The organism is Capnocytophaga sp. oral taxon 323 (assembly GCF_001278825.1).
GTDB lineage: Bacteria > Bacteroidota > Bacteroidia > Flavobacteriales > Flavobacteriaceae > Capnocytophaga > Capnocytophaga ochracea.
Genome location: NZ_CP012589.1, coordinates 1,999,390 through 2,012,335, shown reverse-complemented (window position 1 = coordinate 2,012,335; position 12,946 = coordinate 1,999,390). Strand labels below are relative to the sequence as shown.

At 41.5% G+C, this 12,946-nt stretch carries 11 protein-coding genes; 4 read left to right on the top strand and 7 right to left on the bottom strand.

Annotated features, from left to right (window positions below; genetic code table 11):
* The first annotated feature begins 95 nt into the window (after window positions 1-95).
* The gene (locus AM608_RS08675) at window positions 96-4,139 is read left to right on the top strand and encodes a two-component regulator propeller domain-containing protein (RefSeq protein ID WP_053581458.1); all 4,044 of its coding nucleotides are present in this window, start codon (window positions 96-98) and stop codon (window positions 4,137-4,139) included.
* 43 nt (window positions 4,140-4,182) lie between these two features.
* Window positions 4,183-6,249: a beta-galactosidase gene (locus tag AM608_RS08670; RefSeq protein WP_053581457.1), complete on the top strand. Its 2,067-nt coding sequence runs from the start codon at window positions 4,183-4,185 to the stop codon at window positions 6,247-6,249.
* 464 nt (window positions 6,250-6,713) lie between these two features.
* Here the strand turns inward: AM608_RS08670 and AM608_RS08665 are convergent, their stop codons facing one another.
* From AM608_RS08665 to AM608_RS08655, 3 genes are read right to left on the bottom strand one after another with little or no spacing between them, the layout of a single operon-like run.
* Window positions 6,714-7,046, bottom strand: coding sequence for a MerR family transcriptional regulator (locus AM608_RS08665; protein WP_053581456.1), 333 nt, complete (start codon window positions 7,044-7,046; stop codon window positions 6,714-6,716).
* Between the two features lie 15 nt (window positions 7,047-7,061).
* Window positions 7,062-7,841 (bottom strand): DUF695 domain-containing protein, encoded by a 780-nt coding sequence (locus tag AM608_RS08660; RefSeq protein WP_053581455.1) that lies wholly within the window; start codon window positions 7,839-7,841, stop codon window positions 7,062-7,064.
* A gap of 36 nt (window positions 7,842-7,877) precedes the next feature.
* The gene (locus AM608_RS08655; protein ID WP_002675822.1) at window positions 7,878-8,852 is read right to left on the bottom strand and encodes a M23 family metallopeptidase; all 975 of its coding nucleotides are present in this window, start codon (window positions 8,850-8,852) and stop codon (window positions 7,878-7,880) included.
* A 128-nt stretch (window positions 8,853-8,980) separates the two neighbouring features.
* On the opposite strand from AM608_RS08655, the gene AM608_RS08650 reads away from it, so the two are divergent.
* Window positions 8,981-9,214: a twin-arginine translocase TatA/TatE family subunit gene (locus AM608_RS08650; RefSeq protein ID WP_053581454.1), complete on the top strand. Its 234-nt coding sequence runs from the start codon at window positions 8,981-8,983 to the stop codon at window positions 9,212-9,214.
* A 190-nt stretch (window positions 9,215-9,404) separates the two neighbouring features.
* Here AM608_RS08650 and AM608_RS08645 read toward each other — a convergent pair whose 3' ends face one another.
* A complete protein-coding gene (locus AM608_RS08645; RefSeq protein ID WP_009421835.1) occupies window positions 9,405-10,265 on the bottom strand; it encodes an oxidoreductase in 861 nt (286 codons plus the stop codon).
* Window positions 10,266-10,367: 102 nt separating this feature from the next.
* Here AM608_RS08645 and AM608_RS08640 point away from each other — a divergent pair, with 102 nt between their 5' ends.
* Window positions 10,368-10,577 (top strand): twin-arginine translocase TatA/TatE family subunit, encoded by a 210-nt coding sequence (locus AM608_RS08640; protein ID WP_009421854.1) that lies wholly within the window; start codon window positions 10,368-10,370, stop codon window positions 10,575-10,577.
* 12 nt (window positions 10,578-10,589) lie between these two features.
* Here AM608_RS08640 and AM608_RS08635 read toward each other — a convergent pair whose 3' ends face one another.
* The 3 genes from AM608_RS08635 to AM608_RS08625 all read right to left on the bottom strand — a co-directional run bounded on the left by AM608_RS08635 (window position 10,590) and on the right by AM608_RS08625 (window position 12,632).
* Window positions 10,590-11,510: an acyltransferase gene (locus tag AM608_RS08635; protein ID WP_053581453.1), complete on the bottom strand. Its 921-nt coding sequence runs from the start codon at window positions 11,508-11,510 to the stop codon at window positions 10,590-10,592.
* Window positions 11,511-11,712: 202 nt separating this feature from the next.
* Window positions 11,713-12,225 (bottom strand): DnaJ domain-containing protein, encoded by a 513-nt coding sequence (locus AM608_RS08630; protein WP_053581452.1) that lies wholly within the window; start codon window positions 12,223-12,225, stop codon window positions 11,713-11,715.
* A complete protein-coding gene (locus AM608_RS08625) occupies window positions 12,225-12,632 on the bottom strand; it encodes a hypothetical protein (RefSeq protein WP_016478404.1) in 408 nt (135 codons plus the stop codon). The genes AM608_RS08630 and AM608_RS08625 overlap by 1 nt, the downstream gene beginning before the upstream one ends.
* Window positions 12,633-12,946 lie beyond the last annotated feature (314 nt).

The following is a 12,946-nucleotide window of genomic DNA, read 5'->3' as shown; positions in this document are numbered from 1 at the left end:
TACTCCGCTCTCGCGGACTTCCGCTCAAAGGGGGAATGTAGTGACGGAAAAGGGAATTAGTAAATTAGAAAATGAGAGAATTAGCAAATTTGGAAATGAGAAAACTACTCTACATAATATGGGCGTTATTTCCTGCGTTGCTCTCAGCGCAGGACTGGGCGTATCTATCCAAAATCACCACCCACAACGGATTGGTAAGCAATGAGGTTACCAGTATGTTGCAGGACTCAAAAGGCTTTATATGGATAGGCACTGATGACGGTTTGCACAAGTTTGACGGCTATGATATCACTGTTTATAAGCACAATAGCACCCAGAAGAACAGCCTGGCAGGGAACTCTATCAGGTGTTTGTTTGAAGACAGTCAGCACAACCTTTGGATTGGCTTAAAAGGCGAAGGACTCAGTAAACTGAACCTGCGCACGGGTATCTTCACCACCTACAAACATCAAAAAGGGAGTAATAGCCTTAGCTATAACGATGTAGCGGGCATAGTAGAGGACGAGGCGGGTATGATTTGGATAGCCGTAGACCGTGGTGGACTGGATATGCTCAACCCCAAAACAGGAGTTTTCACTCATTACGACGTTCTAGAAAAAGGCACTTCCAAACCTCTGAATAACGCCCTTACGGGTATGGTGGCTACCAATGGCACGCTCATACTCAGTTCGTGGGGTGGCGGGGTGTATAGCTTTAACCGCAAAGAAAAACAGTTTGAACTACACCCTTATTGGCATACAAACGACACTGATGAGAAGGTATGCAAGCACATTTTCAACCTCTACAAAGACCAAGAAGGCACTGTTTGGGTATCATCGGCTCACGGTGGTTTGTATAGCTTAAATGAAAAAACGAAAAACTACCAACGTTATGCCGTGTGTGGCGCGACCCATTGCACGCATAATGTGAACGCGCTTTCGGTAGCCGATGACGGTCAGCACAACATTTGGATAGAGACCAACGAGGGCATCAAACTCCTCAACAAAAACACTCACACCATTACCGACTTGCAAAACCCGCAACTCGCTAATGAAAGTGTGAATCACATCTACCGAGATAAAAGCCAACTGATGTGGGTGAGTACCGCCTCAGGAATTTACTATTTTAGTCCTACCCCTGCCCAATTCAAATGGGTGAGGTACAAGAATTTTCTTTCGGAAAAGCAAGTGCGCGCTATCTTTAAGGACAGCAAAGGCAACCTCTGGATAGGCGGCTTAAACCATATTGATAAACTCAACCCCGACAGAAAGACGCTCACTGCTTTTAGCAACCAGTCCTACAACCCTAATACCCAGCTCTATCAGGCTTTTTGTGAAGATGCCGAAGGCAATATTTGGATAGGCAACTACGCCAATTACCTCATTAAGTACAACCCTTCGTCCAACAGTTTTAGTCAAGTACCCATTCCAGTGCCTACCGGTACGAACTACACCTACCGCAACGTCTATCAAATTACCAAAGATTGGGATAATTCCTTTTGGCTTGCTACCGAGTTGGGGGCAATTAACTACCAGCCCGCTACGGGTGTTTTTACCCCGCTATTTGAAAGTAAAAACATCATCTACCCCGAAGATAAAACCCACGTAATTCACCGCGACCAAGACCTCCTTTTGTGGGTAGGTACCGAAAAAGGCTTGCGTTGTTACACCCGCGACCTAAAACTCAAACACACTTATACAGCCCTGAAAAACAACACACACGCCCTGAGCAACGACTTTATTACGGCTATCCACGAGAGCAAGGACGGCACCTTGTGGATAGGCACCAAAGGAGGGCTACACAAGTTCGACAAGAAAACCCAACGCTTTGAACTCATTCGCCGTAAAGGCACCGACTATGGCGACCCTATTTTCGGTTTGGCAGAAGACGATAAGGGCAATCTGTGGATGAGTACCCCTTCGGCAGTACTGAAATACACCCCAAAAAGCCAACAATTTCAAGTGTTCAACGAGTACGACGGATTGCAAAATTCGGGCTTTCAATTAGGAGCTTTTGCACAAGCCAAAGACGGCGAGTTGCTCATTGGAGGAAAAGACGGTTTTAATACTTTCTATCCTCAACAGCTTACCCTTAACCAAACCCAACCCAAAGTAGTAATTTCCGATTTTCAAATATTCAACAAATCGGTACGACCAGAAGAAGGCGGGGTGCTCACCGAGGTAATAGACGAGACCCAAAGCATTCACCTCAAACATTGGCAATCAGTAATATCGTTCCGTTTTTCGGCATTGAACTACCGCGCTTCTTTCAAAAACCAATACGCCTATATGCTCGAAGGTTTCGACAGCGATTGGATTTACGATGCTTCCGAGCGCATCGCTACCTATACAAACCTTAACCCAGGTACTTACATTTTCAAAGTAAAAGCCACTAACAACGACGGGGTGTGGAGCGAAAAACCTACTACGATTAAGATAATAGTAGCCCCTCCGCTTTGGCGAACAACTTGGGCTTATATCCTCTATACCTTGCTGGGGGTGGGCTTGCTCGTGCTTATTGTGAAGTATTACACCATCAAGGAAAGAGACAAGCAGAACCTGCGTATCTCGCAATTGGAAGCCCAGCGTATGTACGAAATCAACGAGATGAAAACCAACTTTTTCTCTAATATCTCTCACGAGTTCAAAACACCGCTTTCGCTGATTGTAGGTCCGCTAAACCAAATGGTAGATGATGAGAATTCTCCTAAACAGCACAAAGAGAAATATACAATGATGTTGCGCAACGCCCAAAAACTGATGCGCCTCATCAACCAATTACTCGATTTTAGAAAGTTAGAAAAGAACAAATTAGAGCTGAATTTGCAATACGACGATGTGGTGAAATTTGTAAAAGGAGTGAGTGAAACCTTTGCTTATCTGGCTTTAGAAAAACAAATACAATACACTATCAAGAGTACAATGCCCAGCTTATGGATGCCTTTTGATGCCGATAAATTAGACAAAATTCTCTACAATCTCATCGGAAATGCCTTCCAATACACCCCCGAAAAAGGTGCAATCACGGTGCTCATTGCTACTGTGGTGCAAAATCAGCAGAAGTTTTTGCAAATCAAGATAGCCGATACAGGCATTGGCATCTCCAAAGAAGAACAAAAACAGCTCTTTACCGCTTTCTTGCAAGGCAAACGCCAAAAAGAAATCCACAACGAGGGGGCTGGCTTAGGGCTCGCTTTTACCAAAGACCTCGTCGACCTACACCAAGGACATATAGAGGTGGAAAGTGAAGAAAAACAAGGGGCTACCTTCACGGTATTGTTGCCTATTTTAGATGTGCCACAACTCCACGACGAGGCTTCTATCACCTTGCAACAGATAGACACTACCCAAGCGGTAAAAGAAATAGCTCCACAAGAAAATACAACCGACAAGGAAGAGACTATTTTGGTAGTGGAAGACAACGACGATATGCGCGATTATATACAGCACATTCTCAACGAGCATTTCCACGTACTATTGGCTCGCGACGGCGAAGAGGGCTTAGAATTGGCAATTACCCATATCCCCGACCTTATCGTATCGGATATTATGATGCCCAAACGCGATGGTATTTCAATGGTAAAAGAACTCCGCGCCAACGAAAAAACAAACCATATTCCTATCATTCTGCTCACTGCCTTAGACAAGGAATCGCAAGTAGTAGAGGGGTATAGTTTGGGTGTAGAAGACTATATCACCAAACCTTTTTCGGCTAAAATCCTCAGCAAGCGCATCGAAAATATACTGCTTTCGCGCAAGAAGCTGTGGGAACAGTACAGCTCCTCATCTGACCTGAATGTGTACCGCGAAAAACTCATCGGGCAACCTTGGAAAAAAGAGTTTGTAGATAAAGTGAACAACATTGTAATGGAACACCTCAGCGACCCCGAGTTTGGTATCGATGCCCTCGCCGATGCCCTAAATATGAGCACTAACCAACTCTTCAAAAAGGTAAAAGCCATTATGAACACCACCCCTTACAACGTGATTGTACAAATACGTATGACCGCCGCTGCCCAACTGATGAAGCAAGGCAATTTGAATATTTCGGAAGTAGCCTATAAGGTGGGTTACCAAGAGCTATCGAATTTCAGTCGCTCGTTTAAGAAGTTCTACAATGCCTCACCGAGAGAGTATTTGAAAGGGGAAAGTGAAAAGTGAAGCGTATAAGCTAATTTGATAAGTTTTCTAAAAGAAAAGATAAGTGGATAAAGACTTTATTGCCTTACCTTTGCACCACAAAATGTACCACCAAAAAAGTATTTGTATGTTTTTAAGAAGTTATATATGGCTTTTATTACTTGGGGTTGCCTCCATCACTACCACTGTGAAAGCGCAACCCTATGTATCTCCCATTGGTGCACAAGTGTTCATAGAGCCTGGTCAAAGTGATGAGGAGATAAATACTTGGTTTAAAGTCCTCAGCGAGCACCAAATGAACTGTTGCCGCATTCGTATGTTTGAGAACTATATGAAGCGCCCCGACGGTACTTGGGATTTCTCGCTGTTCGACAAGGCTTTTAAAGCAGCAGAGCGGTACAATGTGAAGATTGTAGGCACGCTCTTTCCCGCTGCGCCCGACAATTCGTTAGGTGGCTTTAAACACCCTTATTCGCAGTCGCATCTACAAGAAATTGCTACCTATATCAAGCAAGTAGTAACCCATTTCAAAACCTCTCCTGCCCTCTATGGTTGGGTGCTGATGAACGAACCTGGTACAGGAGGTTGGGTACCTAATGATGCTTTTGCTAATACCCAAAAAAGTGAATGGCTCAAAACACTACAACCTACTACCTACAACAGCAAAGGCTACCCACAAATAGTAGATTTCGCCCCTCAACAGTTCTTGCTACATTACAACACTTGGTACCTGCAATGGATTGCCAACGAGGTGAAAAAGTACGACCCTAATGCCTATTTGCACGTCAATTCTCACCAAATATTCAGCAATATTGCCGAATACAACTTCCCCGCTTGGCGCAACTTCCTCAGTTCGTTAGGCGCTTCAGCTCACCCCAGTTGGCATTACACTATGTTTCACAGAAATCAGTACGCTACGGCTTTGGGGGCAAATTGCGCTATCATACGTTCGGGAGCAGGCGAATTGCCCTTTTGGGTAACCGAATTGCAAGGGGGCAACAACACTTATAGCGGTTATAAAGCCTTCTGCCCTACCAAAGAAGAAATTACCCAATGGCTGTGGACGAGTATTGGCAATGGTGCTGAACACATCTTGTTTTGGTGCTTAAACCCGCGTGCTGTGGGCGATGAAGCAGGCGAATGGGCGCTCGTAGATTTCCAAAACCAACCTACCGACCGACTCACTGCTGCCTCCGAAGTTGCCAAAACACTCCGAAAAATCAATATCAGCAAATTTAAACCCGTAGTAGCCAATATTCATATCCTCTATACCCGCGAAACTCTTTGGGTAGAAAAGAAAGCACAACTAAATGATAATACCAACAATAATTACGAGGGCAGAAACACGGGAGGAGCTATGAAATCGGCGTTTGCAATGTATGAAACCCTACTTGAAAACGGTATCAATAGTCAGTTTCAGTGCTTTGATGAGTTCAACTGGAACAAACCCTCTTACAAAGGCGAAACCATTATTTTATCAGGACAAATAAGCCTCCCATCGCGTTATTGGGAACCCCTGCGCAACTTTGTACGCAATGGTGGCAAACTGATAATGGAAGGACTCAGTGCGTTCTACGACGAAAATATGTTAGCCCTACATCACACAGGATTTCCGCTACAAGATGTATTGGGAGGAGCACTGAAAGAAGTAAAATGCCTCCCTACCGATTTTAGTGTAAATTACCAAAACGCACCCCTGCCCGCCCACCTTTGGAAAGGGAGTATCTACAATACTCAAGGGCAAATAGTAACCCAAGAGGGGAATAGTGTGTTGGCAACGCGACATCGCTTTGTAAGGGGAGAGACCTTTTGGTTTCCATCGCTATTGGGTATGGGTGCTTTGCGCAGTGGCAAAGGGGAAGCGCTTTCGCGTTTGCTACTCGCCGAAGCGCAAGCTACAGTCCCTTTTCAGTTTGAAACTTACCAAAAAGGAGTGCAAATGTATACAATGCAAAAAGGCAATCAATACCTTACTATCCTCATCAACAAACGTCCACAAACTACCACAGTAGCATTGTGTTGCCCCAAAGGAGTAAATCCTTCGGTCGTTTTTGCTGATAAGGGAGGAAGTGCAACAGCTAATACCGCACGCCTATCCTCTGAAGAAACGTTGGTGATTCTTTGGAAATAGATACAAATTAATATTGATGTTTTTTCCTAAAAAAGCTGTACGAGTATAGTCACATCGTACAGCTTTTTTGTTATTCGATGTGAATTCGATCTTAGAAAAGTGTAGCTTATGCTACAGAAATCTTACAAATCTTAAAAAAATCAAACAAATGGATAGCTTTGCTGTTTTAAATGTCTCGCACGAAGCCAGCGAGAGCCCACAGCTGGGTATGTGAAACACGGATTGCACAGATGATTCGTTTGTAAAACATCATTGTTTCACAGATGAGCCTTTTCAAAAGAAGGCGATTTGCCAATCGCCCCTACAATAATGTTACTAAAAGAAATTGATTTTCAAGGCAATTAACTTTGCCAAAGGTGCGAGTAGCATAGGCAAAACTTTGGCAAAGTGTAGCGACGCAAATGCAATTTTAGGACTTTACGGAAAAACAATTGTAAATCAATATTGTATATATCGAACTGACATTATTTAAGATTTTCTTTGATATCGATAAGCATTTGCTTTACACGCTCTAACTTTGTAACCACATCAAGGTTTGTAAGAGGTTTCTGCTTGTCTTCTTTAAGACGTTGACGCGCCCCTTCAAGGGTGTAGCCTTGTTCTTTCACCAAATGATAGATGAGCTGGAGTTTCTTAACATCATCGGGAGAGAATTTCCTGCTTCCCGAACTCGTCTTTCTCGGGCTGATAATAGAAAATTCCTTTTCCCAAAAGCGAATAAGAGAAGCATTCACATTGAAAGCCTTGGCTATTTCTCCTATGGTGTAATATAGTTTATCGGGTAATACAATATCCATTTCTCTAAGAAATTATCAGTTATCAGTTACATTCACACAGCCCCAGCCGTCGTATTCTCCTTCAAAAGAAGAAGCAAGCTCTATCAGTTCCCATACGATATTATTGATATCTAACGGACTATCCTCACGTGTGGCTTCGACGGTGTAAGGAAAAGTATGTCCTTCGGATTTTCGTTCCTCTACTGTTTTCTCATCACTCAAACGCACTTTATAGCCTTTTTCGGCTACTTTCTCGGCAAAACCTTGTTGTTGTGCCTCACTTTTGAAGTAGATAAAATGGTCGATTTCACGAGGCACTTCCATCTTATCTCCTTTCTTCTCAAGTTGCATTAGCACTTTTCTGTTCTGCATCGTTTGATAAGAAAACTCATCAGGATAAAGAAAGTCGAAATAATCTTCCCATTGGGCATCTTCAGCGGTATTATATCCCGATTTATAACCCTCAAAAGCTTGTAACGCTTCTTCGCAAGTCTGTGCTAAAACTTCCGCATTATTACAGTAAAACCAAAGCTCTAAAAAGCCTTCGGATTTTACCACACCTGCCAATACTGCTCCTGTGGCTTCGGCTTTCTCGCTTATGGCATCTTCTATATCACAGAGGATAGGATACTCCTCCTTTGAAGGAAATCCATCAGAGGTAGGATTTTTCATTTTTATATAAAACTGTAAACGTTGCGATAAGCCCTCGAGAGGAGCAAGCTCAAACAAGGCTAAATTGGTGCGTATAGAAGCTGGGACGCCTTCGATATGGCACATAAAGAAGTCCCAATTCTGGGGAAGATTATGGTGAGTCATATGGGTTTAATTAACAAAATACTATTTCCAATCATCTTAGTCAAGCGATTGATTTTCTTGGGTAGAAACGTGTAGCATCTCGGTGTATTCGCTCGGGGTAAGGTTGCCATAATAGAAGTGTATCGGGTTGATGTGTTCGCCGTTCTTTATCACTTCGTAGTGCAGGTGTGGAGCTTCCGAGCGACCGGTACTTCCTACCCTTCCTATGAGGTCGCCACGCTTGACGTGTTGTCCTGCACGCACATTGTAAGCCGAAAGGTGTCCGTAGAGAGTTACATAGCCATAACCGTGGTCGATGCGAATGTGGTTACCATAACCTGAGGCATTGCTATCGGCACGTGCTACTACACCATCGCCCGCAGCATATACAGGAGTGCCTTGGGGCGCAGTGAAGTCCATACCATAATGGAACTTACGCGCTTTGGTAAAAGGGTCGATACGCCAACCATAACCCGATGCCATATGCTTTAAATCTTTATTATTAATAGGCTGAATGGCAGGAATGGAAGACAGGAATTTTTCCTTTGCTTTAGAAAGTTTAGCAATCTCATCTAACGATTTTGACTGTACGACCAACTGTTTTCGCAATATATCTAAGCGTTTGTTTGTATTGGCAACAAGTTTGGAGTTTCCGTATTTCTCGAGGTTTTTATAGCGGTTAGGGTCTTTGAGGCTTTTGCGAACACTATCGGGGATAATAGGAGCGTTGAAGTAAAGGCGGTACATATTATTATCGCGTTCTTCAAGGTCGGCAAGCACATCTTCCGCCAATTCCATCTTTTTGTTCAGGATTTGGTAGTTGGTTTCATAGGTTTTAATCTCGCGTGCTAATACCACCTCGCGGGGGGTGAAAAACAAGCGTGAGTTAATCATTATAAAAGAGAATAAAATCCCGAAGAGTGCAGCAGCTGTAAGAAAAATCAAAGCATTGCGCACCTTTGTACGCTTTCGGGAGAGGATGCGTTTATACGAGAGCGTATCGGGGTCGTAATAATATTTTACCTTTTTCATACGGGCAAAAGTATAAAAAAAATATGATATTTGCTGTTTTATGACAAAAAAAATGTAATTTTGCAGTGAGTTAGGTGTCAGGCATCAGGTGTTAGGCATCAGGTAATTGTTAATTATTAATTGAATTTATGGGTATTTCAGAAATTATATTTATACTTTTTATGGTTTTAATCCTTTTTGGGGCTGATAAGCTCCCAAGTATTGCGCGGGGTTTAGGAAAGGCAATGCGCCAACTGCGCGATGCTACCGATGAGATTAAAACTGAAATACAACGCGGTGCCGAAAAGGCAGGTGTAGATACTAAAATTGTAGAAGAGACTCAAAAAGAAATTGAAAAAATGAAAGAAGATTTTAAGGGTTAGAAGTTTTTTTTGAGTTTTTTAGAAAATCTCTAAGAGATATAAGGCGTGAGATGAAACTTTTATAATATAAACAATAGACTCCTACAAACTCAATATTTGTGGAATTTCTCACAATATAAGGATAAGATACTATAAAAGCCCTTTTTATTAGAAATTAAGAAAGGGCTTTTATAATAATCAATAAATAACTTTAATTTTTACCAATAGCAACAAACTCAGCATCATCAAAAGCTATAGCTTCACCTAAAGGACGCCATTTATTAAGTTCTTCCTTTTCTTCTGTTCTTTTAGCTTCCAAAAGGTCATAAGCATCTTTTCCTAATACGAGTCTCAAAGGAGGTTCCTTATCATTGATAGCTTTGATAATAACCTTTGCTGCTTTCTCTGGATCTCCTTGTTGTTTTCCATCACTTCCGTAAAGATAATTGCGCAGAGGTACAATAGTATCGTCATAATCAACAATATGATTTTCAGGGCGTAAATTACCTGCTCCAGCAAAATGAGTCCTAAGAGCTCCTGGTTCTACTATTGTTACTCTGATACCTAAAGGTTTTACTTCGTGGTAAAGTGCTTCAGAAAAGCCCTCTAAAGCATATTTTGCAGCTCCATAAAGTGAAAATCCACCAATATTTACGCGTCCTCCAATACTTGATACATTTACAATATTACCACTTTTTTGTCGGCGCATTATAGGTAATACCAAACGAGTAAGCTCAATAGTTGCAAAGAAATTGATTTCCATTTGAGCACGTATTTGCTGACTTGAAAATTCTTCCAAAGCTCCTAAATCGCCTCTTCCTGCACAATTTACTAACACATCTATTCTACTAAATTTAGCTATAGCTGTTTGTATTGCCTCTTGTCTTTCTTTTTCATTAGTAATTTCTAATGAGACAACCAATGTGTTTTCTCTAAAAGTATTTACTAAATCAGTTACTTTTTCTGGATTGCGAACAGCAAGTACTGCTACATTGCCTTCTTTCAAAGTTTGCAAAGCAATTGCTTTACCTAAACCACTGCTTGCTCCTGTTATAAAATACACTTTTTTCATTCTGTAATTAAATTATAATTTTAATAATGAAGCAAAGATATAAATTAGATTTCTCTTAGCAAGTTAAAGCAATGTTAAAATTCTGTTGAAGTTAAATTTGATATGGTTTTAATGCTTTTTGGGGCTGATAAGCTCCCAAGTATTGCGCGTGGTTTAGGAAAGGCAATGCGCCAACTGCGCGATGCTACCGATGAGATTAAAACCGAAATACAACGGGGTGCTGAAAAGGCAGGCGTAGATACTAAAATCGTAGAAGAGACTCAAAAAGAAATTGAAAAAATGAAAGATTCGATAGGGAAATTGGAAAATTAGCAAATTGGCAAATTAGCTAATGAGCAAATTGCAACCTCTGATATCGGCGTTGTCGAAGCGTCCTAATACTTCAAAAGTACCATCGGGGTATAGTTTGCCTAAATCTTGAGTAGCAATAAAACTACACGACTCTCTATTAGCCAAATCGATGATATTGAGTCCGCCGGTTTTGCCAGTAGGCAGATAGCTAAGTGCATCATTCGTATCGCGTATAAGGACTTTGAGCCAAGGTACACACTTATAAATTCCCTTACCCACAGAATAGGCTTGCGAGAGCAGTTCGGTCATTCCGTATTCGGAGTGAATCATTTCGACACCAAAGCCTTTGCAGAGGAGTGCGTGCAACTCTTCGCGCACGAGTTCTTTACGCCTACCTTTCATTCCGCCAGTTTCCATTACAATCGTATTTTTTAAGGAGAAAGTATGCTCGGTTATAAGGTCGAGTAACGCAAAGGATACCCCTATGAGCAGTACTTTCTTGCCCGAAGCATCGAGGGTTTGCAAACGCTCAGCTAAGAGGTCGTATTCGTTGAGATAAAAACCGCTATACTCACTACCTGAGCGCTCAATAAGGTCGGCTACCATAGTGATAAGCGATGAGCCGGTGCGTTCTAAATACGAGGGAAGAAGGGCTAAAACTACATAATCTTCAACGTTGCCGTAGAAATGTTCAAAGCCTTTACGAAAGCTTTGTTCATACAAGCTAAGGTCTTTCACATAGTGTCGGGAGGTTTGTGCGCCTGTTGTACCACTGCTGGTGAATATCTGCTGAGGTGTGGTGTGACCGCAGTACACTTTTTCAGTTTTAAAACATTCGATAGGAAGAAAAGGTATTTTTTCGAGTGTGTTTACCTCATTAGGAAGGCAGTTCAATAGGGTACAAAAGCGATGGTATACCTCGTTGTTTTCGTATTGATAACGAAAAGTATCCAAGGCAACAGCTGTAAAATCTATGTTTGCTGATAGTTGAATTTTGTCGTTCGTTAAAGTGAAGTATCGCTTGGGCTATAGAAATTAATCAAAAAAATTAAGTTTTTGCCTCATTGATAGACTTTATCAAAGGCTTAGCACTTCGACAAAGTGTATATCGCAAATTTTATTGATTATCCAATTTATATTTATCAACTGAGCTTAATTAAGGCAAAAGTCCTTTTAGAAGACCGAAAGAAGGGTTTAGCAAGATGGTGCTTAGAATGATGACAAGGACTACAAGCACAATTTTCACCCAAGAGGAGTACTGTTTTTTGGGAGACGCTAAGAAAGTGTCGTACTCTTTTCGGGTTTTTACGGTAGCGATTTTCTGTTCGAAATAAATATCTATCAAAGAGGGCAAATCCTTTACGGTACGAGCTTTTGAGGAGGCGCTATTTTTTTGTGAGGTTTTCTTTTTAGCTTGTTTTTTGGGTTCTTCGGTTTTCTTTTGTCCTTTTAACTCGGCGGCGAGGTCGGCGTCGTAGTCTTTACGACTTTCGGGGTCGGAAAGGACTGCGTAAGCTTCTTGTAGGCTTTTGAATTTTTCGGCAAAGAAATCGTCGCCCTGATGTTTATCGGGGTGATAGGCTTTTGCGAGCTTTTTGTAGGCATCGCGTATTTGGTCGTCAGAAGCCTTTTGGCTAACTCCTAATATTTCGTAGTAATCCTTTAACATTATAATCTTGGTTTTTGAGAGGTGTTATCGTGGCTTTCCCAGCCGATGAGTTTGTTATTTTGGAATGTGAGGGTAAGGGTTTTGTAGTGCCAACGTTCGGTAGTAGAACCTTTGAATCCTGCACTTTGGACTTCTAAGGGTTTACCGAGCGCCATTTTCACCAAAAAGTCGGGCATACCTTCGGTATATACGCCTTTTTCGACGGAACTTGTGGTGGGCTCACCGTATTCACTTTTGATGAGCTCCATAATTCTGTCTTTGGTATCTTCTTCGTCTACCAAAGCATTTTGCCATTTTTGGCGTTTTTCTTCAATGGATTTTTCTCTTTTTAAGTTGGTAGTTCCCTGCATTACAAGTATATAAATGAGGTAAGCTACGCTTATTGTGAGAATAGAATAATATATCATTGTATGCTTATTTTATTATATAATTCTTCACTGAGGGTGCAAAACTACAAAAACAATTTTTAATATACAAATTTGAAAATTAGCAAATTTGAAAATTGGGAAATTAGGAAATGATGGTGTGAGTCGTACGGGTAGTTTTTAAGAAGAATAAAATAGGGATTTTCAAAAAGAAAAATATACTATGATATAGGTACCTTATACGAACCTTGAACGAATCTTGGACGATTGGTATAGGATAAAAGGTGCTTTTTTGAAAGGCGGGAATCTATAAAAAGGGGATTCTATGGTAATATATTCTGCTTTATTGGTAGAAG

Coding starts and splice junctions, on each gene's coding strand:
- AM608_RS08675 (WP_053581458.1), top strand. CDS start 96: ATGAGAAAACTACTCTACATAATATGGGCGTTATTTCCTGCGTTGCTC.
- AM608_RS08665 (WP_053581456.1), bottom strand. CDS start 7,046: ATGGATATTGTATTACCCGATAAACTATATTACACCATAGGAGAAATA.
- AM608_RS08660 (WP_053581455.1), bottom strand. CDS start 7,841: ATGACTCACCATAATCTTCCCCAGAATTGGGACTTCTTTATGTGCCAT.
- AM608_RS08655 (WP_002675822.1), bottom strand. CDS start 8,852: ATGAAAAAGGTAAAATATTATTACGACCCCGATACGCTCTCGTATAAA.
- AM608_RS08650 (WP_053581454.1), top strand. CDS start 8,981: ATGGGTATTTCAGAAATTATATTTATACTTTTTATGGTTTTAATCCTT.
- AM608_RS08645 (WP_009421835.1), bottom strand. CDS start 10,265: ATGAAAAAAGTGTATTTTATAACAGGAGCAAGCAGTGGTTTAGGTAAA.
- AM608_RS08640 (WP_009421854.1), top strand. CDS start 10,368: ATGGTTTTAATGCTTTTTGGGGCTGATAAGCTCCCAAGTATTGCGCGT.
- AM608_RS08630 (WP_053581452.1), bottom strand. CDS start 12,225: ATGTTAAAGGATTACTACGAAATATTAGGAGTTAGCCAAAAGGCTTCT.
- AM608_RS08625 (WP_016478404.1), bottom strand. CDS start 12,632: ATGATATATTATTCTATTCTCACAATAAGCGTAGCTTACCTCATTTAT.